The organism is Paraburkholderia susongensis (assembly GCF_900177725.1).
Taxonomy (GTDB): Bacteria; Pseudomonadota; Gammaproteobacteria; order Burkholderiales; family Burkholderiaceae; genus Paraburkholderia; species Paraburkholderia susongensis.
The window spans coordinates 402,789-427,339 of record NZ_FXAT01000005.1 but is presented as its reverse complement, the minus strand read 5'-3'; the positions used below and the strand labels follow the sequence as shown (position 1 = coordinate 427,339).

21 protein-coding genes and 1 pseudogene are annotated in these 24,551 nt (G+C 63.3%); 12 read left to right on the top strand and 10 right to left on the bottom strand.

The annotated features are described in order from the left end of the window. Positions 1–16 precede the first annotated feature (16 nt). Positions 17–4,855, top strand: coding sequence for an NAD-glutamate dehydrogenase (locus B9Z01_RS18110; protein ID WP_085485460.1), 4,839 nt, complete (start codon positions 17–19; stop codon positions 4,853–4,855). A gap of 216 nt (positions 4,856–5,071) precedes the next feature. Continuing rightward, positions 5,072–5,977, top strand: a complete 906-nt coding sequence (locus tag B9Z01_RS18105) for a cation diffusion facilitator family transporter (RefSeq protein WP_085485459.1) — start codon at positions 5,072–5,074, stop codon at positions 5,975–5,977. Positions 5,978–6,076: 99 nt separating this feature from the next. Here B9Z01_RS18105 and B9Z01_RS18100 read toward each other — a convergent pair whose 3' ends face one another. The 3 genes from B9Z01_RS18100 to B9Z01_RS18090 all read right to left on the bottom strand — a co-directional run bounded on the left by B9Z01_RS18100 (position 6,077) and on the right by B9Z01_RS18090 (position 9,022). After that, positions 6,077–7,057, bottom strand: coding sequence for an aldo/keto reductase (locus tag B9Z01_RS18100; protein WP_085485458.1), 981 nt, complete (start codon positions 7,055–7,057; stop codon positions 6,077–6,079). A 354-nt stretch (positions 7,058–7,411) separates the two neighbouring features. Further along, the gene (locus tag B9Z01_RS18095; protein ID WP_085485457.1) at positions 7,412–7,717 is read right to left on the bottom strand and encodes a DUF4148 domain-containing protein; all 306 of its coding nucleotides are present in this window, start codon (positions 7,715–7,717) and stop codon (positions 7,412–7,414) included. 300 nt (positions 7,718–8,017) lie between these two features. Then, positions 8,018–9,022, bottom strand: coding sequence for a LysR family transcriptional regulator (locus B9Z01_RS18090; protein WP_085485456.1), 1,005 nt, complete (start codon positions 9,020–9,022; stop codon positions 8,018–8,020). A 160-nt stretch (positions 9,023–9,182) separates the two neighbouring features. Between B9Z01_RS18090 and B9Z01_RS18085 the strand changes: the two genes are divergently transcribed. The 4 genes from B9Z01_RS18085 (at position 9,183) to B9Z01_RS18070 (ending at position 16,352) form a co-directional block, all read left to right on the top strand. Further along, positions 9,183–10,037: an alpha/beta hydrolase gene (locus B9Z01_RS18085; RefSeq protein ID WP_085485455.1), complete on the top strand. Its 855-nt coding sequence runs from the start codon at positions 9,183–9,185 to the stop codon at positions 10,035–10,037. 34 nt (positions 10,038–10,071) lie between these two features. Beyond that, positions 10,072–11,292 (top strand): efflux RND transporter periplasmic adaptor subunit, encoded by a 1,221-nt coding sequence (locus tag B9Z01_RS18080; RefSeq protein WP_085485454.1) that lies wholly within the window; start codon positions 10,072–10,074, stop codon positions 11,290–11,292. A gap of 145 nt (positions 11,293–11,437) precedes the next feature. Next, the gene (locus tag B9Z01_RS18075) at positions 11,438–14,623 is read left to right on the top strand and encodes an efflux RND transporter permease subunit (protein ID WP_085485453.1); all 3,186 of its coding nucleotides are present in this window, start codon (positions 11,438–11,440) and stop codon (positions 14,621–14,623) included. 13 nt (positions 14,624–14,636) lie between these two features. Continuing rightward, positions 14,637–16,352, top strand: coding sequence for an efflux transporter outer membrane subunit (locus B9Z01_RS18070; protein ID WP_085485452.1), 1,716 nt, complete (start codon positions 14,637–14,639; stop codon positions 16,350–16,352). Between the two features lie 161 nt (positions 16,353–16,513). Here B9Z01_RS18070 and flhC read toward each other — a convergent pair whose 3' ends face one another. The 5 genes from flhC to B9Z01_RS18045 form a co-directional block, all read right to left on the bottom strand. Further along, a complete protein-coding gene (flhC, locus tag B9Z01_RS18065; protein WP_085485451.1) occupies positions 16,514–17,077 on the bottom strand; it encodes a flagellar transcriptional regulator FlhC in 564 nt (187 codons plus the stop codon). Between the two features lie 14 nt (positions 17,078–17,091). Further along, the gene (gene flhD / locus B9Z01_RS18060; protein WP_085485450.1) at positions 17,092–17,412 is read right to left on the bottom strand and encodes a flagellar transcriptional regulator FlhD; all 321 of its coding nucleotides are present in this window, start codon (positions 17,410–17,412) and stop codon (positions 17,092–17,094) included. 536 nt (positions 17,413–17,948) lie between these two features. Continuing rightward, the gene (locus B9Z01_RS18055; RefSeq protein ID WP_085485449.1) at positions 17,949–19,172 is read right to left on the bottom strand and encodes a YeeE/YedE family protein; all 1,224 of its coding nucleotides are present in this window, start codon (positions 19,170–19,172) and stop codon (positions 17,949–17,951) included. Positions 19,173–19,252: 80 nt separating this feature from the next. Then, positions 19,253–19,780 carry a GNAT family N-acetyltransferase gene (locus tag B9Z01_RS18050; RefSeq protein WP_420814691.1) on the bottom strand — a complete coding sequence of 176 codons (528 nt, stop codon included), beginning with the start codon at positions 19,778–19,780 and terminating at the stop codon, positions 19,253–19,255. Between the two features lie 23 nt (positions 19,781–19,803). Next, positions 19,804–20,664: a helix-turn-helix domain-containing protein gene (locus B9Z01_RS18045; protein WP_244196056.1), complete on the bottom strand. Its 861-nt coding sequence runs from the start codon at positions 20,662–20,664 to the stop codon at positions 19,804–19,806. A gap of 158 nt (positions 20,665–20,822) precedes the next feature. Here B9Z01_RS18045 and B9Z01_RS18040 point away from each other — a divergent pair. Continuing rightward, a pseudogene (locus tag B9Z01_RS18040) lies at positions 20,823–20,933 on the top strand (BrnA antitoxin family protein); the annotation flags it as partial. A 108-nt stretch (positions 20,934–21,041) separates the two neighbouring features. Here B9Z01_RS18040 and B9Z01_RS18035 read toward each other — a convergent pair. Together B9Z01_RS18035 and B9Z01_RS34935 are read right to left on the bottom strand one after the other, a co-directional pair. Continuing rightward, a complete protein-coding gene (locus tag B9Z01_RS18035; protein WP_143808971.1) occupies positions 21,042–21,386 on the bottom strand; it encodes a hypothetical protein in 345 nt (114 codons plus the stop codon). A 102-nt stretch (positions 21,387–21,488) separates the two neighbouring features. Then, complete coding sequence (locus B9Z01_RS34935; protein WP_143808970.1) at positions 21,489–21,782, bottom strand: hypothetical protein; 294 nt, start codon at positions 21,780–21,782, stop codon at positions 21,489–21,491. A gap of 75 nt (positions 21,783–21,857) precedes the next feature. On the opposite strand from B9Z01_RS34935, the gene B9Z01_RS18030 reads away from it, so the two are divergent. From B9Z01_RS18030 to B9Z01_RS18010, 5 genes are all read left to right on the top strand, one after another. Next, positions 21,858–22,226 (top strand): nuclear transport factor 2 family protein, encoded by a 369-nt coding sequence (locus B9Z01_RS18030; RefSeq protein WP_085485443.1) that lies wholly within the window; start codon positions 21,858–21,860, stop codon positions 22,224–22,226. A 40-nt stretch (positions 22,227–22,266) separates the two neighbouring features. After that, complete coding sequence (locus tag B9Z01_RS36920; RefSeq protein WP_244196055.1) at positions 22,267–22,650, top strand: hypothetical protein; 384 nt, start codon at positions 22,267–22,269, stop codon at positions 22,648–22,650. Positions 22,651–22,941: 291 nt separating this feature from the next. Continuing rightward, the gene (locus B9Z01_RS18020; protein WP_085485441.1) at positions 22,942–23,406 is read left to right on the top strand and encodes an RbsD/FucU family protein; all 465 of its coding nucleotides are present in this window, start codon (positions 22,942–22,944) and stop codon (positions 23,404–23,406) included. Positions 23,407–23,739: 333 nt separating this feature from the next. Then, the gene (locus tag B9Z01_RS18015; RefSeq protein WP_085485439.1) at positions 23,740–24,174 is read left to right on the top strand and encodes a DoxX family protein; all 435 of its coding nucleotides are present in this window, start codon (positions 23,740–23,742) and stop codon (positions 24,172–24,174) included. Positions 24,175–24,265: 91 nt separating this feature from the next. Next, a complete protein-coding gene (locus B9Z01_RS18010; RefSeq protein ID WP_085485437.1) occupies positions 24,266–24,538 on the top strand; it encodes a hypothetical protein in 273 nt (90 codons plus the stop codon). Positions 24,539–24,551: the final 13 nt, after the last annotated feature.

The window sequence follows — 24,551 nt, the reverse complement described above, 5'->3', positions numbered from 1 at the left end:
GTCAGGGGAGTCGATCATGCAAGCAAAGAACGAAGAAGCCGTCACACACCTGCTGAACGATGTCGTCGAATTCGCGCGCGGGCGGCTGCCCGAGCCGACCTTCAACGTCGTCGAACCCTTCCTGCGGCACTACTACGATTTCGTCGACAGCGGCGATCTGCAAAGCCGTTCGATCGCCGATCTCTACGGCGCGGCGTTCGCGCACTGGCAGACCGCGCAGCGTTTCGTGCCGGGCGAGCAACGGCTGCGCGTCTATAACCCGATTCTCGAACAGCATGGTTGGCACTCCGATCACACGGTGGTCGAGATCGTCAACGACGATATGCCGTTTCTCGTCGATTCGGTGTCGATGGCGGTCAACCGGCAGGGGCTCGCACTGCATTCGGTCGTGCATCCGGTGTTTCGCATCTGGCGCGCGGCCGACGGCAGTATCGAGCGCGTGAGCCAGGGCGCCGAGGAAGCCGGCGACACGCGCTCGCATCTGACCTCGTGCATCCATTTCGAAGTGGACCGTTGCGGCGATGCCGCAAAACTCGATGCGCTGCGCGACGACATCGCGCGCGTGCTCGGTGACGTGCGCGCGGCCGTGGAGGACTGGCCGAAGGTGATCGAGCGCGCGAAAACCACGATCCAGGACCTCAAGGCGCGCGAGACGAGTCCGGAAGGCGTGGAAGCACGCGCGTTCCTCGAATGGATGGTGGCCGACCATTTCACGTTTCTCGGCCAGCGCGACTACGAACTGGTGCAGCAGGAGAGCGGCTATGGCCTGCGCGCGGTGGAGGGCTCCGGCCTCGGCATTCTGCGCGATGCGTTGCGGCCCGCCGGCGCCGCGGAAGTCACGTCGCTGCCGCCGGCCGCCGCCGAGATCATCGCGGGCTCTTCGCCGATCTTTCTGACCAAGGCCAATTCACGCGCCACCGTGCATCGGCCCGGCTATCTCGACTATGTCGGCATCAAGCTGACCGGCGCGGATGGCAAGGTGACCGGCGAGCGGCGCTTCATCGGGCTCTATACGTCCACCGCGTATTTCGTATCGGCCGCGGAAATTCCGATCGTGCGGCGTAAATGCGCGAATATCGTGCGCCGCGCTGGATTCTTGCCAAAAGGTCATCTGGCGAAATCGCTCGTCACGGTGCTCGAAACCTATCCGCGCGACGAACTGTTTCAGGCCGACGAAGACCAGCTCTACGACACCGCGCTCGGCGTGCTGCGGTTGCAGGAGCATCAGCGCACGCGTCTGTTCGTGCGGCGCGACCGCTTCGACCGCTTCGTGTCGTGCCTCGTGTTCGTGTCGCGCGACAAGTACAACACCGATTTGCGCCAGCGTATCGCGAACCTGCTTGCCGACGCGTTCAATGGCGAGAACGTCGAATTCACGCCGCTGCTCTCGGAGTCGACGCTCGCGCGGATTCATTTCGTAGTCCATGCGAAACCGGGCGGCATGCCGAACGTCGACACGCGTGAGCTGGAGGCGCGGCTCGTGCAGGTCGCGCGCCGCTGGCAGGACGATCTGGCCGACGCTTTGCTCGACGTGTACGGCGAGGAGCACGGCAACCGTCTGCTGCAGCTCTACGGCGATTCGTTTCCGGCCGGCTATCGCGACGACTATCCGGCGCGCACGGCGGTGCGCGATATCGAACTGATCGAGCGCGTGCAGGGCAGCGAAAGACTCGCGATGAACCTGTACCGGCCGATCGAATCGGGACCGCGCGCGTTCCGCTTCAAGGTTTATCGCGCGGGCTTGCCGATTGCGCTGTCGCGCAGCTTGCCGATGCTCGAGCATCTCGGCGTGCGCGTCGACGAAGAGCGGCCTTATCTGATCGAGGCGCCGGGGGCCACGCCGGCATGGATTCACGACTTCGGCCTCGAACTCGCGGACGATGCCGAATTCGACATCGAGCGCGTGAAGGATCTCTTCGAGGAAGCGTTCGAGCAGGTATGGACGGGCGCGATCGAAAGCGACGACTTCAATCGTCTCGTGCTGCGTGCGCAACTGAACGCGCGCGAGGTGACGATTCTGCGCGCGTATGCGAAGTATCTGCGCCAGGTGGGCTCGACGTTCAGCGATGCGTATATCGAGCGCGCGGTGACCGGCAATCCGGCGATTGCGCGCATGCTCGTCGATCTGTTCATCGCGAGCTTCGGTCCCGTGCCGGGCGATGCGCGCAAGGCGCGCGTCGAAAGCTGTCTCGCGGCGATAGACAGCGCGCTCGACCAGGTGCCGAATCTCGACGAGGACCGCATACTGCGGCAGTTCCTCGGCGTCATCAAGGCAACGAAGCGCACGAACTACTATCGCTACGACGCCGAGGGACGGCCGAAGCCGTACCTGTCGTTCAAGTTCGATCCCGCGCAGGTGCCGGGCCTGCCCGAACCGAAACCGATGTTCGAGATCTGGGTCTATTCGCCGCGCGTCGAGGGTGTGCATTTGCGCGGCGGCCGCGTCGCGCGCGGCGGCTTGCGCTGGTCCGACAGACGCGAGGATTTCCGCACGGAAGTGCTCGGCCTCATGAAGGCGCAGATGGTGAAGAACGTCGTGATCGTGCCGGTGGGCTCGAAAGGCGGCTTCGTCGTGAAGAATCCGCCGCCGCAGAGCGAGCGCGATGCGTGGATGCGCGAGGGTGTCGCGTGCTATCAGACCTTCCTGCGCGGCCTGCTCGATCTGACCGACAACCTCGCGGGCACGGACGTGGTGCCGCCGCCCGACGTGGTGCGCCACGATCCCGATGATCCCTATCTCGTGGTCGCCGCCGACAAAGGCACGGCCACGTTCTCCGACTACGCGAACGCGATCTCGCAGGAATACGGCTTCTGGCTCGACGACGCATTCGCGTCGGGCGGCTCGGTCGGCTACGACCACAAGAAGATGGGGATCACCGCGCGCGGCGCATGGGAGTCGGTCAAGCGGCACTTCCGCGAAATAGGCGTGGACACCCAGAGCATGGACTTCACGGTGGCCGGTGTCGGCGACATGTCGGGTGACGTGTTCGGCAACGGCATGCTGTTGTCGCCGCATATCAAGCTCGTTGCCGCGTTCGATCACCGGCACATCTTTCTCGACCCGGATCCCGATCCGGCGAAGAGCTTCGCCGAGCGCGCGCGGCTTTTCATGCTCGACCGTTCGAGCTGGGCCGACTACGACCCGTCGCTGATCTCGGCGGGCGGCGGCGTGTTCCCGCGCGCCGCGAAGACGATTCCGCTGTCCGCGGCCGTGCAGTCGGTGCTCGGCATCAGCGCGGCGGCGTTGTCGCCGGCCGAACTCATGCGCGCGATTCTGCAGGCGCCGGTCGATCTGCTCTACAACGGTGGCATCGGCACGTACGTGAAGGCGAGCCGCGAGACGCATCAGCAGGTCGGTGACCGCGCAAATGACGCGATTCGCGTGAACGGCGCCGATCTACGCTGCAAGGTCGTGGCCGAGGGCGGCAACCTCGGTCTGACGCAACTCGGCCGCATCGAATTCGCGCAGCGCGGCGGGCGCATCAATACCGATGCGATCGACAATTCCGCGGGCGTCGATTGTTCGGATCACGAAGTCAACATCAAGATTCTGCTCGGCCTCGTCGTCGCCGATGGCGAGATGACCGAGAAGCAGCGCAATGCGCTGCTCGCCGAAATGACCGACGAAGTGGGTCTGCTCGTGCTGACGGACAACTACTATCAGACCCAGGCGCTGTCGATCGCGGGCCGCTATGGTGTCGAACTGCTCGATGCCGAGGCTCGCCTGATGCGCTATCTGGAAAGGGCGGGGCGGCTCAATCGCGTGATCGAGTTCCTGCCCGCCGACGAGGAAATCGCCGAGCGCGCCGCCGCGAAGCAGGGCCTCACGACGCCCGAGCGCGCGGTGCTGCTCGCCTATAGCAAGATGTGGCTGTACGACGCGCTGCTCGAATCGTCGATGCCGGAAGACCCGCTCGTCAGCGACATGTTGATCGAGTATTTCCCGAAGCCGTTGCGGCAGCGCTTCCGCGAACCGATGCAGCGCCATCCGCTGCGCCGCGAAATCCTTGCGACGCATCTGACCAACGCGCTCGTGAACCGCGTGGGCTGCGAGTTCGTGCACCGGCTCATGGAAGAGACCGATGCGCAACCGGGCGACATCGTGCGCGCGTGCATCATGGCGCGCGACGTGTTCGATCTCGACCGGATCTGGAGCAACATCGACGCGCTCGACAACCGCGTCGCCGACGACGTGCAGGCGCGCATGTTCGCCGAAGTCGCGCGGCTCGTCGAACGTTCGGCGCTGTGGTTCCTGCGGCATCTGCAATCGGGCGCGGCCGGCGACGACGTGGCGGGCCTGCTCGCGCGCTGCCGTGACGCCGCGCAGCGCCTGGCGCCGCAGTGGCCGTCCCTGTTGCCGGGTGCGGACCTCGAAGCGCTGTCCGAGCGGCAGCGCGTGTTCGTCGATGCCGGTGTCGATAGCGATCTCGCGGTGCGCATTGCAAGCGGCGAGGTGTCGGCGGCGCTGCTCGATATCGCCGAAGTGGCGTCGACGTGCGGGCGCAATCTCGAACAGGTGGCGGGTGTCTACTTCGCGCTCGGCACGCTGCTGAACTATGGCTGGATCAGCGAGCGCGCGGCTTCATTGCCGGCGCCGACGCATTGGGACATGCTCGCACGCGCGTCGGCGCTCGCCGAACTCGCCCGGCTCAAGCGCGCGTTGACCACGAGCGCGCTGGCCGGCGCGAACGACGCCTCGACGCCGGACTCGCTCGTGCAGGCCTGGCGCGAAAAGCGCGCCGCGCAACTGGAGCGTTATACGCGGCTGCTGACCGATCTGCGCGCAACCGGCGGCGCGAGTCTTTCGGTGCTGCTGGTGGTCGTGCGCGAGATGGCGGCGCTTGAAAGAGCATAGCGGGAGGCTGTGCGCGGCGGGCGATGAGCGTGGGAGTGCGACCTGCGATCAGGAAGAGGGCTTGAACGGAGAGGCTCGAACATCGCCGCGCATGAAGTATGAGCGACGATGCCATGCAAACGACGCCCGGGTTGGACGCACACGGCCTGGCGTGTCCATAATACGGAGCCATGCCTCCTGGCAGCTCCCAGCAAACTCACGGACGCGCTCCCGAAGATGAAAGAAGAATCGCCGAAAGCTATTTTTTATGCACTCGCCGCCAACCTCGGCATCGCTATCTGCAAGTTCGCCGCGGCGGCGTTTACAGGCTCCGGCTCGCTGTTCGCCGAAGCGATTCACTCCACCGCCGACTGCGGCAATCAACTGCTTCTGCTGTTCGGACTGCGCGAAGCACGCAAGCCGGTGAGCCCTTTGCATCCGATGGGCAGCGGCCGTGAAATCAATTTCTATTCGCTGCTCGTTGCGCTGCTGCTGTTTTTTGTCGGTGGCGTGTTCTCGGTGTACGAGGGCGTGCATCGTCTGATTGTGCGCGAGCCGTTGCAGTTTGCGTTCGTCGCGCTGGCGGTGCTCGGCGTTTCAGTGGTGCTCGAATCGTTGTCCTTGTGGGGCGCGGTCAAGGAGATTCGCAAGACGCACCCGGAGAAGAGCATGTGGCGCTGGTTCCGGGAGACGCGCGAGTCCGATCTGCTCGTCGTGGCCGGTGAGGATATTGCCGCACTGGCGGGTCTTGCCATCGCGTTTATCGCGGTACTGCTGACGATGGTGACCGGCAATCCTGTCTATGACGCGCTCGGCTCGGTCGGCGTGGGTCTTCTGCTGATGATTATCGCGTGGCTAGTGGCGCGCGAAGTGAAGTCGATGATCGTCGGCGAATCGGCGAGTCCGGAAGTGCGCGGCGCCATCGAAGCGCATCTGCGTGCGCGTGCCGAGATTCGCGGCATCATCAACATGATTACGCTGCAATGGGGACGTCACGTCGTGGTGGCGGTGCAAGCGGAAATGATCGACTACGCGAGCGGCCGCGCGATGGTGGACGCAATCAACATCATCGAGGCCGATTTGCAGGCGGCGTTTCCGCAGGTGCGCTGGGTGTTTTTCGAGCCGGACGTGCCGCGCAATTAAAGAAGTGAGTGTCATGAATAGAGCTGGGCGGGAATCGAGCGCGGCAAATCGCGCGCAAGTTCACCGCCCGCTTTCATTTCATGCGAGCGCGTACCGCGCTTATTTGAACCCGCTCACCGCATGCGGCACATAGAGTTCCTCGAGCCGGCGAATTTCGTCGTCGCTCAGCTTCAGCGACAGCGCCGCGACCGCATCGTCCAGATGATGCAGCTTGGTGGCGCCGACGATCGGCGCGGTAATCGGCTTCTTCTGCAATACCCACGCTAGTGCGACCTGCGCGCGCGGCACGCCGCGCTCCTTCGCGATTTCGCTGACCCGCTCGACGATCCGCCGGTCCGCATCCTGCGTAGACGCGTAAAGCGTGCGGCCGAATTCGTCGGTTTCCGAGCGCGCGCTTTCCGTGTCCCAATCGCGCGTCAAGCGCCCGCGTGCAAGCGGACTCCACGGAATCACGCCGATGCCTTCGCTTTCACACAGCGGCAACATTTCACGTTCTTCTTCGCGATACAGCAGATTCACGTAGTTCTGCATCGTGACGAAGCGCGTCCAACCATGGCGTTCGGCAACATGCAGCGCCTTCGCGAACTGCCACGCGTACATCGACGACGCGCCGATATAGCGCGCTTTGCCGGCCTTCACGACATCGTGCAGCGCTTCCATGGTTTCTTCGATCGGCGTGCCGTAGTCCCAGCGATGGATCTGGTACAGGTCCACGTAATCGGTGCCGAGACGCCGCAGGCTGTGGTCGATTTCCGCCATGATCGCCTTGCGCGACAGGCCCATGCCGTTCGGCCCCGGATGCATGCGGCTATTGACCTTGGTCGCCAGCACGATTTCATCGCGCCGCGCAAAGTCCTTGAGCGCACGGCCGACGATTTCTTCGCTGGTGCCGTCCGAATAGACATTGGCGGTATCGAAGAAATTGATGCCGTGATCGAGTGCCTGCTTGATGAAAGGGCGTGCGGCTTCATCGTCGAGCGACCAGGGGTGTGTGCCGCGCGAAGGCACGCCGTAGCTCATGCAACCGAGACAAAGACGCGATACATCGAGGCCGGTGCGGCCGAGTTTCACATAGTCCATCGTGGTGCTCCTGTTGTGAAGCGCGCAAACACGCTGAGGGGAGAGCCGTCGATTATAGGAAAACATCGGCGAAAGCGTGAGCGGCGCTCGAAACGGCTTTCAAAAGCAATGCGCCCGCGAAGCAAGGCTTGCGGGCGCCCGGCGGCCAACGCCGCCAACCACAAACGGACACTCAATGCTGCGTCGGACGATACGGCGTCCACACAGGCGTGTCGGTATCCCAATGATCGAGTTCTGACGGTGTCATGATGTGCTCCTTGATAAAGAGTGTGCGGACAACATCGCGACGATCATTTCTTTTGGAAAACTGATCGTCGCGTCAGCCGCGCTTCCATTGATTCGTTAACTGATCCGTTATTGATCTTTCGCCACACGGGTCACGTCGCCGTTCGAATTTTCCTGCAACGCGATACGTGCCGCCTGCGTTTGACCGATGAGGCCCTTGTCCGGATACGAGGTGCGATTCAGCGCGGGCAGCGAACCGTCGCGATAGGCGGCCACCAGTTCCGCCTTCACCTCGGCGCGCGTTTTCGTGCTCACGGTCGGCGCGGGTTGCGTGTCGTACGTGCCCGCCCGGCCGATTCCTCCGCCGCCTTGCGCGAATACCGGAGCGCTGACGAGCAGCGAAAGGGCAACACCTGCCAACAGATTGCGTTTCATGATCCACTCCTGTCGATTCCTTGGCAGCACGGATAGCGCTGCGACAGGGTGAACTGTAGAGGCTCGCTCAGTGCGGATAAATCGCACTTTTGCGAAATGAATTGTCGCGATTCCAGAACAATCGCGAGCGGAGCTTTGCCAGGCGAGGTAACTGTGAATGCAGCGACGTGTGAACGCAGCGACGAAGGCCGCTACGAAGGCTGCTACGAAGGCACTGCGCAGCAGCCGCGGCATTGGCGCCGCGGCTGGAATTCACTGTTTCAGTTTGCGTACTTCGTTGCGAACCTGCTCATGCAGTGCTTAGGCGACCCATTCGGTCATGACCGGCGTGTCGAGTGCCGGTGCGGACTCGCGTTCTTCGAACGTGCGCTTCGTGCAGGCAGTGTCGAGACGGCCGCGTCCGCTTAGCAGCGGGCAACGGTCGAACAGCTCCGCGATCCAGTCTACGAAAACACGGACTTTCGGCGACAGATGCCGACTGTGCGGATAGACTGCGGAAATCGGCATCGGCAGGGGCTTCAATTCCGGCAGTACTTCGACGAGTTGGCCCGAACGCAGATGCGGCAGCACCATGAAGAGCGCCGGCTGAATCAGGCCGAAGCCTTCGACTCCGCAGGTCACATAAGCATCCGCATCGTTGACCGAGACGATGCCCTTCATCTTCACTTCCACTTCCTGTCCATCGACCATGAACGCCCAATCGATCGTACGGCCCGTGCGGCTCGAGAAGTAGTTGACCGCTTTGTGGTTGTCGAGATCTTCGAGCGAAGCGGGCATGCCCGCGCGCTTGATGTAGTCCGGTGACGCGCAGGTCACGCCCTCGAACAGACCGATGCGGCGCGCGACCAGTGACGAATCCTGCAGCGCGCCGACCCGCACCACGCAATCCACGCCTTCCTGCAGCAGGTCCACCGGCCGGTCGGTGAGGCCGAGTTGCAGATCGATATCCGGATAGCGCGTGTGGAATTCGCACAGCGCGGGAATCACGATCAGCCGGCCAAGCGACCCCGGCATGTCGATGCGCAGCTTGCCGTGCGGCTTCTTGTTGCCGCTCTGGAAGCTGGCCTCGGTTTCCTCGACGTCCGCGAGGATGCGCACGCAGCGCTCGTAATACGCCGCGCCGTCCGGCGTGAGCGACAGGCGCCGGGTGGTCCGGTGCATCAGCCGCGTGCCGAGAAACGCTTCGAGGTTCTGAATAATCGTAGTAACGGATGCACGCGGCAGATCGAGCGTTTCCGCTGCGCGGGTAAAGCTGTTGGTGTCGACGACACGTGTGAACACTTGCATGGCCTGAAGCCGGTCCATCGCAAACCTCCGGAAGGGGCGGGGTGGAATCCGTGGAGCAATCGCTGAGGATTGTTCAGGGGCACCGAATTGTGTTGCCGGATTATAGGCATTTATTTGCGAGTCTGCCGAAGCCACAATTCGCACCATTGAAGTTCTATGCGCATTTGCGCGGCTCGACATGGATGCATTCAAATCGCCGTACACCTTTGTTCCCGCGGACGGCAGCGCCGCGGAAGCCAACGAGGCGGCACTCGAAGTCACAGATGTGCGAATCGACGGACACGCACAGGAAATTACGTTGCGGTTGTACCGGCTTGCGAAAAAAACCGCACTGCCAGTACTGCTTTATTTTCACGGCGGCGGTTTTACGAAAGGCTCGATAGAGCAGGCCGACTTCGCCGCGCGTTATTTCGCAGAACACTTACCGGCGCTGGTCGTGTCGGTCGGCTATTCGCTCGCGCCGCGGTTTCCTTTTCCCGCCGCGCCGGAAGACGCGCATCGCGCGGCGCTGTGGGTGCAGACGCGGGCGCGCGCATTCGGCGGCAATAGCAGAAAGATCGGTGTGGCCGGCCACGATGCGGGTGGCCAGCTCGCGAACTGCCTCGCGTTCATCGCGCGCGATCGCGGCGACGTGCAGATCGCTGCTCAGGCGCTGTTCGGGCCGATGCTCGATCCGAGCCTCACGCGTCTGGGCGACGAGAAGCGCCTCGGCTCGGACATCACGGCGCGCGAGTGCGCGGCATGTTATCGCGCGTATCTGCCGCAGGCGTCGCAGCGCATGCATCCGTATGCCGCGCCGCTCGAATCGCTGCGGCTCGCGGGCTTGCCCGCCACGCTGATCGCGACCGCGCAGAACGACGTGTTGCACGTGGAAGCCGAGAAATACGCAAGCAGTCTGATCGACGCGGGCGTGCACACCCAGGTGGTGCGCTACCCGAGCGTCTCGCACGCGGCGCTCGCCGATCACCCGCCGGCATTGCAGGAAGCGGTGCGCTTTTTTCAGTGGCGTTTCGACGCGCGCGCTCATCGATAAACAGAAATTCAATCAACGATACCGGGAGCTACACATGACTATCCTTCCTCTTTCCCGCCGCCGCGTGGCGCTTGCCGCGCTCGTTGTGGTCGTTCTCGCCGGACTCGGCACGTTCGGCGCGATTCGCGTGGATGCGAGTTCGCCGACCGCGCCGACCATCGTGCCCGAAGTCGACGTTGCCACTGTGGTGCAGAAGACGATCACGGACTGGCAGAGTTATTCGGGCCGTCTCGAAGCCGTCGAAAAAGTAGACGTGCGTTCGCAGGTGCCGGGCACGATCGTGTCCGTCAACTTCAAGGACGGCGCGCTCGTGAAGAAGGGCGACACGCTGTTCGTGATCGATCCGCGTCCGTATGCGGCGGAAGTCGATCGGGCCGAAGCGCAGCTCGCGGCCGCGCAAGCGCGCACGGGCTACACGCAAAGCGACTGGGAACGCGCGCAACGCCTGATCGCCGACAACGCGATCGCCAAACGCGACTACGACGAGAAGCAGAACGCCGCGCGCGAGGCGAGCGCGAACCTGAAGGCCGCGCAAGCCGCGCTCGAAACCGCGCGCATCAATCTGGGCTACACGAAGATCGTCGCACCGGTGTCGGGCCGCGTGTCGCGCGCGGAGATCACAGTGGGCAACGTCGTGTCGGCGGGTGCGAGTGCGGCGCCGTTGACCACGCTCGTATCGGTGTCGCCGATCTACGCCTCGTTCGACGCCGACGAGCAAACCTACCTGCAATACCTGAGCCGCGCGAAGGACGGCGGCAAGGTGCCGGTCCAACTGGGTCTCGCCGATGAAACCGGCTACTCGCGCAGCGGCACGATCGAGTCGGTCGACAACCGGCTCGATACGTCGTCGGGCACGATTCGCGTGCGCGCGCGTTTCGATAACGAGGACGGCGCCCTGATTCCGGGCCTCTACGCACGCGTGAAAGTGGGCGGCGGCGCGCCGCACCCGGCGCTGCTCATCGATGACGCCGCGGTCGGCACCGACCAGGACAAGAAGTTCGTGCTCGTGGTCGATCAGGGCAATCACGTCGTGTATCGGGAGATATCGACAGGCGCGATGCAGGGCAATCTGCGCGTCGTCAAGGACGGACTGAAGCCGGGTGACCGGATCGTCGTCAACGGTATTCAGCGTGTGCGCCCCGGCGATGCGGTGCGCGCGCACATGGTGCCGATGACGACCGACGATGACCCGAACAGCGCACCGCTTGCGCAAACGCGCGCGAAGGCGAGCGCCAGCGCGAACAGTAATTCGTGAGCCTCGCGCGCCGCCGCGTTCGTTGCCGTTCGGTGCCCGCCTGGTACCCGGTTTGGTATCCGTTTGGCACCTCATGCCTGGCATGACCGCGCAACGCCGCACGACTCAGCACGCGCGGCGCACGCTCCAACGTTAAGAGCTTCCCATGAACATATCCAAATTCTTCATCGATCGCCCGATCTTTGCAGGTGTGCTATCGGTATTGATCCTGCTCGGGGGCATCATCTCGCTGTTCAAGCTGCCCATTTCCGAGTACCCGGAAGTGGTGCCGCCTTCGGTGGTGGTGCACGCGCAGTATCCGGGCGCCAATCCGAAAGTGATCGCCGAGGCGGTCGCCGCGCCGCTCGAAGAGCAGATCAACGGCGTCGAGAACATGCTGTACATGCAGTCGCAGGCGAATAGCGACGGCAATCTCACGCTCACGGTCACGTTCAAGCTCGGCACCAATCCGGACCTCGCGACGCAACTGGTGCAGAACCGCGTCAACCAGGCGCTGCCGCGTCTGCCGGACGACGTGCAGCGGCTCGGCGTGACGACGATCAAGAGTTCGCCCACGCTGACGATGGTCGTCCATCTGATCTCGCCGAACAACCGCTACGACATGACGTATCTGCGCAATTACGCGCTGCTCAACGTGAAGGATCGGCTCGCGCGGATTCAGGGCGTCGGCGAGGTGCAGTTGTGGGGTTCGGGCGACTACGCGATGCGTATCTGGCTCGATCCGCAGAAAGTCGCGCAGCGCGGCCTCACTGCAACTGAAGTCGTGAACGCGATTCGCGAGCAGAACATCCAGGTCGCGGCCGGCGTGATCGGCGCGTCGCCGTCGGTGCCGGGCACGCAGTTGCAGTTGTCGGTGAATGCGCGCGGACGGCTCAGGACCGAGAGCGAATTCGGCGACATCATCGTGAAGACCACGCCCGATGGCGGCGTGACCTATCTGCGCGACATCGCGCGTGTTGAACTCGCGGCGTCGGAATATGGCTTGCGTTCGCTGCTCGACAACAAACCTGCTGTTGCGCTCGCGATCAACCAGGCGCCGGGTGCGAATTCGCTCGCGATCTCCGAGCAGGTGCGCGCGGCGATGAAGGAACTGGCCGTTGACATGCCGGCCGGCGTCGAATACCGGATCGTCTACGACCCGACGCAGTTCGTGCGCTCGAGTATCGAGGCGGTGGTGCATACGCTGCTCGAAGCGATCGCGCTCGTGGTGATCGTCGTGATCGTGTTCCTGCAGACGTGGCGCGCGTCGATCATTCCACTGATCGCGGTGCCGGTGTCGATCGTCGGTACGTTCTCGCTGCTGCTCGCATTCGGCTTTTCGATCAACGCACTCTCGCTATTCGGCATGGTGCTCGCGATTGGCATCGTGGTCGACGATGCGATCGTCGTGGTGGAGAACGTCGAGCGCAACATCGAAAGCGGGCTCAGTGCGCGCGATGCGACCTACAAGGCGATGCGCGAAGTGAGCGGGCCGATCATCGCGATTGCGCTCACGCTCGTCGCCGTGTTCGTGCCGCTCGCATTCATGACGGGTCTCACGGGGCAGTTCTACAAGCAGTTCGCGATGACCATTGCGATCTCGACCGTGATCTCGGCGTTCAACTCGCTGACCTTGTCGCCGGCACTGTCGGCGCTGCTGCTGCGCGGTCATGGCGAAAAGGAAGACTGGTTGACGCGCGTGATGAATCTGCTGCTCGGCGGATTTTTCCGGCGCTTCAACAAGGTCTTTCATCGCGGCTCCGACGCGTATGGCCGAGGCGTGACCGGTGTGCTGCGTCGCAAGGGCGCGATGCTCGCGGTGTACGCGATCCTGCTCGGCGCGACTGTGCTGGTGGCGCGTGTCGTGCCGGGCGGTTTCGTGCCCGCGCAGGACAAGGAGTATCTGATTGCGTTTGCACAGTTGCCGAACGGCGCCTCGCTCGACCGCACGGAGAAGGTGATTCGCGACATGAGCGCGATCGCGCTGAAGCAGCCTGGCGTGGAAAGCGCGGTCGCGTTCCCTGGTTTGTCGGTGAACGGCTTCACGAATAGTTCGAGCGCGGGCATCGTGTTCGTCACGCTGAAGCCGTTCAAGCAACGCGGCGACCGCAAGCTCTCGGCTGGCGCGATTGCCGGTGCGTTGAACCAGCAGTACGGCGCGATCAAGGATTCGTTCGTCGCGGTGTTCCCGCCGCCGCCGGTGCTCGGGCTCGGCACGCTCGGCGGCTTCAAGATGCAGCTCGAGGATCATGGCGCGCTTGGGTACGCGGAACTGAATAAGGCTGCCGAGGCATTCGTGAAGCGCGCGGCGCAAACGCCTGAGCTCGGTCCGACCTTCTCGAGCTATCAGATCAACGTGCCGCAGCTCAATGTGGACCTCGATCGCGTGAAGGCGAAGCAGCTCGGCGTGCCGGTCACGGACGTCTTCGACACGATGCAGATCTATCTGGGCTCGCTGTACGTGAACGACTTCAACCGCTTCGGCCGCGTGTATCAGGTGCGCGTGCAGGCGGATGCGCCGTTCCGTCAACGCGCCGACGACATTCTGCAACTGAAGACACGCAATGCCGCGGGCGAGATGGTGCCGTTGTCGTCGCTCGTTACCGTGACGCCGACGTACGGGCCGGAGATGGTGGTGCGCTACAACGGCTACACCGCGGCCGACATCAACGGCGGACCGGCGCCCGGCTATTCGTCGGGGCAGGCGCAGGCCGCGGCCGAACGCGTGGCGGCTGAAGTCCTGCCGCGCGGCGTGAAGCTCGAATGGACCGATCTCACGTATCAGCAGATTCTCGCCGGCAATGCGGGCATGTGGGTGTTCCCGATCAGCGTGCTGCTCGTGTTCCTCGTGCTGGCAGCGTTGTATGAAAGCCTGACGTTGCCGCTCGCGGTGATCCTGATCGTGCCGATGAGCGTGCTGTCCGCGCTGACCGGCGTGTGGCTCACGGGCGGCGACAACAACATCTTCACGCAGATCGGTTTGATGGTGCTGGTGGGCTTGTCGGCGAAGAACGCGATCCTGATCGTCGAGTTCGCGCGCGAACTCGAACACGATGGACGCACGCCGCTCGCGGCGGCGATCGAGGCGAGCCGTATGCGTCTGCGGCCGATTCTAATGACGTCGATCGCGTTCATCATGGGTGTGGTGCCGCTGGTGCTGTCGAGCGGCGCGGGCTCGGAGATGCGTCATGCGATGGGTGTTGCGGTGTTCTTCGGCATGCTCGGCGTCACGCTGTTCGGCTTGATGCTGACGCCGGTGTTCTATGTGGTGCTGCGAACGCTCGCGGGCGGGACGATTCACGTCGCGCAGAAGGATTCGCCGCGTTATGGCGCGGCCGTTACGGACGCCTGAGGAGAAAACAATAATGAAACGCTTTGAATCTCGCTTTGCATCTTTGAGCGGATGGGGCCGCGCGGCAGCCAGCGGTCTGCTGGTCGCGCTGCTCGCGGCGTGCTCGCTCGAGCCTACGTACAAGCGGCCGGATGTCGATACGCCGGCGGCGTTCAAGGAAGCGCCGGCGGCGCCGGCAGCATCGGCGTCGGGCGTGCCTGCGGCAACGGACGCTCCGGTGGCAACGGCACAGAATGCCGGCACCTGGAAAACCGCGCAACCCGCCGACGACACCTTGCGCGGCGAATGGTGGAAAGTCTTCGGCGACCCGCAACTCGATACGCTCGAAGAGCAGGCCGCTGCCGCGAATCAGGATCTGAAGGCCGCGGCGGCGCGTGTGCAACAGGCGCGCGCGGTCACGCAGGCGGCGAAGTCGGACTGGTTTCCGAAGTTCGATGCGGGCTTCGGCCCGACGCGCGAGCGCGCGTCGGCGGCGTCGCAATTCCTGCCGGACAGCGCGGGCGGCACGACCGGCACGATCTGGCGCGCGCAGGTCGGCGCATCGTATGAGGCGGATCTGTTCGGGCGCGTCGGCTCGAACGTGAATGCGTCGCGCGCGGACGAGCAGCAGAGCGAAGCGCTGTTCCGTTCGGTGCAGTTGTCGTTGCAGGCCGACGTCGCGCAGAACTACTTCCAGTTGCGCGAACTCGATACGGATCAGGACCTGTACCGCCGCACCGTCGCGTTGCGCGAGGACACGCTGAAGCTCGTCGAGCGGCGCTTCAAGGAAGGCGATATCAGCGAACTGGATCTTTCGCGCGCCCGCAACGAACTCGCGAGCGCGCGTGCCGATGCGGTCGGCGTCGCGCGCCAGCGAGCGGCGTCGGAACACAGCCTGGCGATTCTGCTCGGCAAGCCGCCTGCGGATTTTTCGTTCGCGGAAGCGCCGCTCGTGCCGGTGGCGGTGCGTGTGCCGCCTGGCTTGCCGTCGGCGTTGCTCGAACGGCGGCCCGATATCGCTGCGGCTGAACGCGCGATGCAGGCAGCGAATGCGCGCGTGGGGCTCGCGAAGTCGGCGTTTTTCCCGAAGCTCGATATCACCGGAGCGTTCGGCTTTGAATCGGCGACACTCGGCGATCTCTTCATGTGGTCGAGCCGCGCGTTCATTCTCGGTCCGTTCGCGGGCACCGCGCTGACCGTGCCGATCTTCGACGGCGGGCGCCGCAAGGCCAACCTCGCGCAGGCGCGCTCGAAGTACGACGAGGACGTGGCGCAATATCGTCAGCAGGTGCTCGTGGCGTTCCGCGAAGTCGAGGACAACCTTGCCGATCTGCGTCTGCTCGACGATCAGATGCGTGAGCAGAACAATGCCGTCGACGCATCGCAGCGCGCCGCGCATCTGTCACGTACGCAGTACACCGAGGGTGCGGTTAGCTATCTCGACGTGATCGACGGCGAGCGGCAAGTGCTGCTTTCGCAGTTGCAGGCGAGCCATCTCGCGGGCACGCAGGCGGTGGCGACGGTGAATCTGATTCGTGCGCTCGGTGGCGGCTGGGGCGATGTGAAGGCGGGGGATACGGCGGTGGGTGCGGCCTCCGCGCCTGCAGTTGCAGTTGCTGCTCCTGCGGGTGCTTCTGGCGTTGCCGCGACTTCGCTTGCTGCTTCGTCCGCTGCTTCGTCCGCTACTTCCCACGACTCCGCGCCTGAAGCCGTATCCGTTTCGGCGCAACAGCAGGTGGCGAAGCGCTAACTGCGTGCCGGGCTGGTTGAACACGGCAGTCCTGCCAGGTGCGATGCCGTTGCCCGCTGCGACGGCAAAAAAAATCCGCGCAGTGTTGCACTGCGCGGATTTTCCCGTGAGTTTCGGTTCGAATCGGCTGGCCCTGTCTTTCCCGCCGCGACTCAATCCATTCAGGCAGCCTGTTGTGCTGCGCTGAGTGCTTCCCGGCGGGCGGCCGCCGCCTTCTTCGTCTTGCCGGCGCGCGACGGCGGCTGGCAGGCGCCGCATACGACGTTATGCTGCAGATCGTGCCTGTGCGCGACGAACTTGCCGGAACAACGGCAGCATCGGGTCAACTGCAGCATGTCGGCGTCGAAGAAACGCACGAGCGTCCATGCGCGCGTCAGGTCCAGCACCGGATCGGTTTCGCTGTGCTGGCAATGTTCGAGATACAGCCGATACCCTTTGGTCAGCGCGTCCAGATGCGAGCAGCGCGCTTCGTTCTTGAGGAACAGGTACGTGTTATAGAACAGCGACGCGTGAATGTTCGCGAGCCATGTCATGTACCAGTCCGCCGAAAACGGCAACATGCCCTTGGGTGGCGATACGCCCTTGACCTCGCGGTACAGGCGGATCATGCGGTCGCGCGAGAGCGTCAGTTCGCTTTCGAGCACCTGCATGCGTGCGCCGAGTTCGATCAGCGCGATTGCGCGGAATACTTCCTGCGCGTCTTCGGTGAGGCTTCGCTTGAGCATTGCCGTCATCTCGATCAGGCAAACTGCTCGGCGGGTTGGCCTGCGAGCAGGATTGCCGTGTGGGTCGGTGCAACCGCGGCGTGCTTCGTCGTTTGGGTCAACGCCGACAGCATCGAGTGGTCGTTGAAGCGGAAAAAGCACAAAAGCTGATCGGAAGAGGCCAGCTTGACGATCTGCGCGAGCGACAGCCCGGCAAGCAAATCGGCCAGTTCCGACGACAATCCCAGGCGGAACATCCCGACCGGTTTGTCCTCACGCAACATACGTTGCGCGAGCATGATGTAAGACAAGTTGATTTCGCGGATTGAATCCAGCGTCTCGCTGCTGCGGTCCATTTTCTCTGTTTCCGAAGCCCCGAATTACTATGTCGGCTTTTCGCCGTTATGTCTTTTCTGCCTCGCCGGAACGATCCCCCGGCTACTTGTCACTGCCTGATACAAACAGCGAACTTTTGATACATTGCGTTACATTTCGTAACAGCTTGGGCGAATTGTATGAAGTGTGAAACGAGAAATCAATCCCTTCTCGAAAAAATATCTCAAAAAGTTGCGTCAATTTTCGGTAATTATTTCACGATGCTGTAATGAATGATGCCTAGCGAATCTCTCGCTACCTGAGATTCCCCTCTAATCGATGGAAACCCTTGCTGTACATATATTTGGCTTAATTGTCCGAGTATATTGGTGTGGCCGGCTATTGATCGGCGAGTCGATTTTGAAATAGAAAGGCAACAGAAAGAATAGCCAATAACCGGTAATAAATGCGAGTCTTGGGTGTTCAACGGGGACGGATTGAAAGTGTAACGAAATGATGCTGCCCCTGTTACAAACAAGTGCAACAGGGGCAGCATTTGTAACGTCTTGCGCGAGTTCTAGCAGCCGGTCTGGCGGATGCGTTCGACCTCGAGGCCGAAGAGCGGCCGCAGACGCGTGCCGAGAATATTGCCGGCGAAAGCCGCGACGAGCCAGAGCCAGCCGTGCAGGCTGCCTGACACGATGCCGCTGAAATAGGCGCCGATATTACAACCGTAGGCGAGGCGGGCGCCGTAACCCAACATCAGGCCACCGATCACCGCGGCGGCGAGCGAGCGCGCCGGCACCTTCCACACCGGTGCGTAACGGCCGGCAAGGGCGGCGGCCGTCATCGCGCCGAGGACGATGCCCAGGTCCATCACCGATGTGACGTCATGTGTAACAGGCGCGGCTAGCGACCCCGCGTTGGCGTGGGCGGCCCAATACGGCCAGCTCGCCACGTCGATGCCGAGCGCCGAGAAGATCTTGGCGCCCCACAGCGCGAACGCCGACGTGACGCCCCAAGGCCGCCCCGACAGGGCCAGCGTTGCGAAATTGAGCACGACGAGCGCAATCGCGCCGACGAAGAGCGGCCACGGGCCATGCAGCCACGGCGACGCATGGGGCTGGCGCAGCGGCTCGTTGACGAGCTGCCCATGGCGGCGCCGCTCGACCAGCACGGTAAGCGCCGCGATGGCCGCGAAAATCACGAGGTTCAGCGCGATCGCCCAGCCCGCGCCGAGCGTCGTCACCATCGAAAGCGGTTTCAACGACGGCAGCGCGCTCCAGAACGGCATATGCGCGGTAGCGATGACCGAGCCGACGATGAACGCCGCCAGCGTGACGAGCATGCGGGTACTGCCGCCACCCACGGTGTACAGCGTGCCGGACGCGCAACCGCCGCCCAACTGCATGCCGACGCCGAACATGAATGCGCCCACCAGCACGGACGTGCCGGCCGGTGCGACGAGCCCGCTCACCGGGTGGCCGAACAGCGTGCCCGCTGCGAGCGCGGGAAAAAACAGCAACACGCCGAGCGCGAGCATCAGCATCTGCGCGCGCAGGCCCGCGCCGCGGCCATCGGCGATGAAAACCCGCCAGGCCGAGGTGAAACCGAACGCCGCGTGATAAAGCGACATGCCTAGCAGCGCCCCGACGATATAGAGCGCCGCCTGGCGTCCGCTGACGGTTTGTGCCAGATAGAGGGCGCCGAGCGCGATGAGGATGAGCGCGACGCCGAGCGGTTTCGGGTTGATATCGAAACGGCGCGGCACGCGTGGAAGCGGAGTGGAAAGATCGGACATGGATAAATTGACTGACTGACAACGGAGCAAAGGCCGCTCGACGGCGGCCGGGAAAACGGTTCGATACGGCTGTCGAACCCCTACAACAAACGCATCATCAGATCCGCGTCGTGGAAGACGCCGCCGACATTCAACGCACCGGCCTCGCAGCCATATTTGCGAAAACCGAGCGATTCGTAGAGCTTGCGCGCCGCGTCGTTGCGGCTGCCCACGGTCAAGTAGATTTGCCGCAGACCGTCTGCATGCGCTGCACGCGTCAGCAATTCGCTGAGCAGCGCGCGCCCAATGCCGCGTCCAGCCGCTTCCGGCGCGACGTACATGCCGACCACGGCTGCCTTGTGCCGCTCCTTGTCGGACCGGTTGCGCAGCAATCCGACCACGCCGATCAGCGGCGCGCCGGCCGATGCGTAGGCGCCGAGCAGGAATGTACCTTCCGCCTGCGAGCCCTGCAACGTCGCGTCGTGCTGAGCGGGGCCTTTGGCCAGCGCTTCCTCGTAACTCTGGCCGAACGATTCGGGATGCGCTTTCAGCCCGCGCAGACGAAGCTGGAAATAGACGTCGCGGTCGGCGGGTCCGAGTTGGCGAATGAGTACGGTTGCGTCGTTCAATGGGATGCTACCTCGCTACCTCGCTACCTCGCTACCTCGGCGCTCTGGCTCGCGGCGAACTCACGCAGTGCCGCGGCGGTTTGCTGATCCGCGGGAAAGAACGCCTCGATTGCGAGCTCGGACAGCGTGACATCCACCGGCGTGCCGAACACCGTGGTCGTGCTGAAGAAAGACAGCACGCCGATCGGCGTGCGCAGCTTCAACGGCACGGCGATCTGATCGACGCCGGTGTCGTTTGCGGCTGCGGCGTCTGCGCCGGGCGGCGCGGGATATGCGGCCAGTTCTTCGCGCAGCGCGCTCAGCGTATCATCGCCGCTTACTTCGATTTGCCGTTGCAGCCGGGCCAGCACATGTTCACGCCACGCATGCCAGTTGACGATCGACGGCGCAATGCCTTGCGGATGCAGGCTCAACCGCAGCGCGTTGACCGGTGGCTTCAGCAGCTCCGGGCTTGCGCCGCTCAATAACGGCGCGAGCGCGTTGTTGGTTGCGACGATGGTCCAGTGGCGATCGATTGCCAGGGCGGGGTAGGGCTCATGCCCCTTGAGCACCAGCTCGACCGCTTCGCGCGCCGCGGCAAGCTGCGGATCGGACAGCGGGCGCTCACGAAACAACGGTGCGTAGCCGGCTGCCACGAGCAGCGCATTGCGTGCGCGCAGCGGCACCTCGAGCCGTTCGGCAAGATGCATGACCATTTCCCGGCTCGGCAGGGCGCGACCCGATTCGACGAAGCTCAGATGCCGGGTCGAAATCTCGGCCTCAGTGGCGAGCAGCAACTGGCTCATGCGCCGCCGCTGACGCCATTCACGCAGCAGATCGCCAACCGTGCGGCTGGCGGCGCGCGCAGGAGAGGGAACCGCTTGTGCAAGAGAGAGTGTGTTCATGCCACCGATCATAGTCGAAGCGTGTGAGCAAACCATTACGTGAGAGGTAAAGTCCTTAATACGACGATCTCTCGTACAAATCAACGCGTTACTTCTGTTTTTGTGATTTTGCATGAGGGCATGTGTTTGCGTATTCATGCGCTGGTGATGTCGGCCGTTTGCGATACGAGGCAGACGTTGTCGAAGCGTTCAAGGCGACTGGCGACGGTTGGCAGACGCGCATGAACGATGCGTTGCGCGATTGGCTGAAAGACCATCAACCGGCATGAAATGAAGTTTGTAGGCCCGCAAATCTTTTGATATTGCTACGTGCCGTGGCGCCCGAGTTGCGTCCAGAGAAAACGAAAGCCTGCACGGCTCGCGCCGCGCGGGCTTTTTCATTTGCAGGGAAATGTTTTCCTGAGGGCCATTAACAACGTCATTCCAAGCGCATCGCCGCCCGGCGTGTTGTTTTCCTTGATGTAGCTGTCGAGGATTGAATAGTAGTTGTCGAGATTGATCACGAGTGTGGGCGGGGGGCAATAGAGTCGCTGCGCTTGCTCGGCTCGCAGAGCGACATTCGCCCAAAGATAGGCCTGGCCCAGGCCGGATATGTACGTCGGCAGAGGGCCGTTTTTTCGATCGAGTTTCTGGTAATCCGAAATCGTCGGCTCTGCATGTGCTACTGATCCCACCGCCAAAAATACTGATGCGGCGGCAAGGCAGCGAATAGCCAGTTTCACGACCTTTTGTCTAAAGCATTGCATTTGCGAAGTCCCCGTTGAATGTATTCGTTTCCTGTAGGCATCAATTCTACTCGTCGCCGGGAACCTCAAAGCCATCACTCAGAAGATCGCCTCGTGGTTCAAGGCAGAGGGGGAAACGGCCGAGCAGGATGCGATCGTCAGCGCAGATAAGCCGGTAGCCGAAGGCTGAACGCTATCTAAAGTCGGTGCGTTTCTCGTTACCGACAAATTCATCAAGGATGACTCCATGCGCACTCCTGCACCGCGCACAACGCCGCCGGCAGTAAAGCATTGCGGCTGGAAACCGGCTGGCGCGACGTAGTGCGGCTTTAGGCGAATGACTTCGAGATATTTACCTGCCACGTAATCGACGCGATGCACGAGAGCGGTCAATCTTCACTCCGAGCCCGCCGCATACGACGCGTGTGCCGAGCGTAGCGCTCAGTCCTGCCAATCAAGGAGTTTGAGATGAATGCACATACCGATCTGATCGACCGTTATTTCGACGCCTGGAACGAGACCGATGGCGCGCGCCGCCGCGAGTTGATTGTTGCGACGTGGAGCGCCGATGCCGACTATCGCGACCCGCTGCTTGCCGGTGCGGGACACGACGGCATCGACGCGATGATCCGCGCAGTGCACGAGCGTTTTCCGCATCACACGTTTAGCCGCACGACCGACGTCGACGGCTTTGCGAATCGCCTGCGGTTCTCGTGGGCGCTGACCACGCCGGCCGGCGAGGCGATCGTCAAGGGTTCCGACTTCGGCGTGGTGGATGCGCACGGCCGCCTGCAGGCGGTCACCGGTTTTCTCGACGAAGCCCCTGGCGCAGCCTGACGCCACTCACGACCCACACCGAATTTTCACGGAGACGATCATGCACGAGCCCGCAGCCTCCACGCCTGTCCTGACTAACTGTACGTTCGCGCGCGTGTCCGCCGCCGTCGATGCGCTATCGGGCGCGATCGCCGGCTTTGCGCTACTCGCCGGCGCGCGGGCGTTCATGTTCATGGCGCTGCTCGGCTGGCGCGAGCCGGTGCTGGGCGGCGCGGGGCTCGTGCTGCTGGCGATGGTCGGCTGGCTGCGCTGGCAGTGCAGCGCAAGCGTCGACTCGCATGCCGCACGATGCAGCGGATCGGCGATGGCCTGCGTGGGCGGCGTGTATCCAATTGATGGGACGCACAGCGTGTTCGCCCATGCGAAGCCGGGTTGTGCGGAAGTGCGCAACCCGGCTTGCTACAATCGGTCGGCCGTGAAGTAGACGCCGTGAAGTAGACGCCGTGAAGTAGACGCCGTGAAGTAGACGCCGTGAAGTAGACGCCGTGAAGCAGACGCCGTGAAGCAGACGCTGTGAAGCAGAAGTCGCGATCGAGACCGTGGCTCACGTGTTTCGCCGCGTAGCCGGTGCGAATGTACGCGCACGAGCCGATCACCCATCAATCACGAGCGGATCGCAAACCGATTACAAGTCGGTCACAAGCCGCTCAGGCGCACGGCCGAACCGCGCGTCATGTCAAACGGCAAGCCATCAACCGCGCCACAAGGAGACACTGTGCTGAAGAACCTGGACCCGCTGCTGAACGCCGACATACTGTATGCGCTGCGCTCGATGGGCCATGGCGACGAACTCGTCATTTGCGATGCAAACTTTCCGGCCGAATCGGTCGCGCGCGACACCGTGCTCCGCAAGCCGCTGCGTCTCGATGGCGTGAGTTCGCCGCGTGCGATTCGCGCGGTGCTGTCGGTGCTGCCGCTCGATACCTTCATCGATCACCCCGCCTCGCGCATGGAAGTAGTCGGCGAGCCGCATACTATCCCCGCGGTGCAGCGCGAAGCCCAGGCCGAGGTCAATGCGGCGGAAGGGCGCGAAGTGCCATTCGTGTCGATCGAACGATTCGCGTTTTACGAGCGCGCCCGCAAAGCGTATTGCGTGATTGCAACCGGCGAGGAGCGCGGCTACGGCTGCTTCGTGTTCACGAAGGGCGTGCTGCTCGCGCCGGACGCGCCGCGCGCATAGGCGGCAGTGCCGAACGGTGCTTTGTGCCAGCCGCGAGCCCTGCCGGAGCGAAGGCGCGGCGGCTCGCCGACCGCGCGGAAATCGAGGCAGGGCCATTCGAGCGCGACGGTGCGAGCGGCAACATAACCTTGGTGTATTCACTCGATCCGGACGACAATCTGCCCTAGGGCGCCACCTATCCGCGAGGCGGAGCGCGCCGCACTCGCGCTCCGCGCGCCTGGCCTCATGCCAGAAACTTGGAAAAGGCGGCCGTTGCACATATGCTCAGGGGCAAGGCGGGGAACTGCGGCTGCCCTTCCGGGTCTGCTGCTTAGTCAATTACAGGAGTCCCACATGACGCGTCCCGTCGATTACGGCATCATTTTCATCGCCCGTCTTGCCCTTTCCGTGCTGTTCCTGTGGAGCGGGGTGATGAAGCTGCTGGGCTATGCGGGCTTTGTCGGCTACCTGCATTCGAAAGGCGTGCCGTTCGTGCAGATCGCCGCGCCTATCGCGACCGCGGTCGAAGTGCTCGGCGGGCTGCTGCTGGTCGTCGGTTTCAAGATTCGTCCGCTCGCGCTGTTCATGGCCGCGTACACGGTGATCACCGCGGTGCTCGGCCACGATTTCTGGAACATCACCGATCCGGCCATGCAGCACGACATGGTGATTCACTTCTGGAAGAACATCGGTATCGCGGGCGGCTTCCTGCTGCTGTTCGTGACCGGCGCGGGACGCCTGAGCATCGATGGCGCACGCGCGCCGCGCGGCGGCCTCGGCGGGCTTTGAGGCATCACCGTTGGCGGCCGGCGCGGCACGCTTGCGACGCGGCACGCGCTGACGCGCGCGCCCGGTTCTGCGGCAATCAGGGGAGCAGAGAATGATTCAGAACTTCGAGCAGATGATTGGCGGCAAGCTTACGCAACTGTGCGCGAGTCTCGGTGAAGGGCCGACGCCGCATCGCGTGATCATCAGCCTCGCCGATTCGGCCACGACGCTGGTGATTCTCGATGCGTCCGGGTTTCTCGGTGCGTTGAAGGTGGAAATCGAGGAGCCGGAGAAGCTGATCGCCGACGCGATCGCCAAGGCGCGCAACGAAGGGTTGATCGAACGCGCGATCGACACCGGCGCGATTCAGGAGGCGTCGCTTTAGGCGATGCCGATGT

Coding starts and splice junctions, on each gene's coding strand:
- B9Z01_RS18110 (WP_085485460.1), top strand. CDS start 17: ATGCAAGCAAAGAACGAAGAAGCCGTCACACACCTGCTGAACGATGTC.
- B9Z01_RS18105 (WP_085485459.1), top strand. CDS start 5,072: ATGAAAGAAGAATCGCCGAAAGCTATTTTTTATGCACTCGCCGCCAAC.
- B9Z01_RS18100 (WP_085485458.1), bottom strand. CDS start 7,057: ATGGACTATGTGAAACTCGGCCGCACCGGCCTCGATGTATCGCGTCTT.
- B9Z01_RS18095 (WP_085485457.1), bottom strand. CDS start 7,717: ATGAAACGCAATCTGTTGGCAGGTGTTGCCCTTTCGCTGCTCGTCAGC.
- B9Z01_RS18090 (WP_085485456.1), bottom strand. CDS start 9,022: ATGGACCGGCTTCAGGCCATGCAAGTGTTCACACGTGTCGTCGACACC.
- B9Z01_RS18085 (WP_085485455.1), top strand. CDS start 9,183: ATGGATGCATTCAAATCGCCGTACACCTTTGTTCCCGCGGACGGCAGC.
- B9Z01_RS18080 (WP_085485454.1), top strand. CDS start 10,072: ATGACTATCCTTCCTCTTTCCCGCCGCCGCGTGGCGCTTGCCGCGCTC.
- B9Z01_RS18075 (WP_085485453.1), top strand. CDS start 11,438: ATGAACATATCCAAATTCTTCATCGATCGCCCGATCTTTGCAGGTGTG.
- B9Z01_RS18070 (WP_085485452.1), top strand. CDS start 14,637: ATGAAACGCTTTGAATCTCGCTTTGCATCTTTGAGCGGATGGGGCCGC.
- flhC (WP_085485451.1), bottom strand. CDS start 17,077: ATGCTCAAGCGAAGCCTCACCGAAGACGCGCAGGAAGTATTCCGCGCA.
- flhD (WP_085485450.1), bottom strand. CDS start 17,412: ATGGACCGCAGCAGCGAGACGCTGGATTCAATCCGCGAAATCAACTTG.
- B9Z01_RS18055 (WP_085485449.1), bottom strand. CDS start 19,172: ATGTCCGATCTTTCCACTCCGCTTCCACGCGTGCCGCGCCGTTTCGAT.
- B9Z01_RS18045 (WP_244196056.1), bottom strand. CDS start 20,664: ATGAACACACTCTCTCTTGCACAAGCGGTTCCCTCTCCTGCGCGCGCC.
- B9Z01_RS18030 (WP_085485443.1), top strand. CDS start 21,858: ATGAATGCACATACCGATCTGATCGACCGTTATTTCGACGCCTGGAAC.
- B9Z01_RS36920 (WP_244196055.1), top strand. CDS start 22,267: ATGCACGAGCCCGCAGCCTCCACGCCTGTCCTGACTAACTGTACGTTC.
- B9Z01_RS18015 (WP_085485439.1), top strand. CDS start 23,740: ATGACGCGTCCCGTCGATTACGGCATCATTTTCATCGCCCGTCTTGCC.
- B9Z01_RS18010 (WP_085485437.1), top strand. CDS start 24,266: ATGATTCAGAACTTCGAGCAGATGATTGGCGGCAAGCTTACGCAACTG.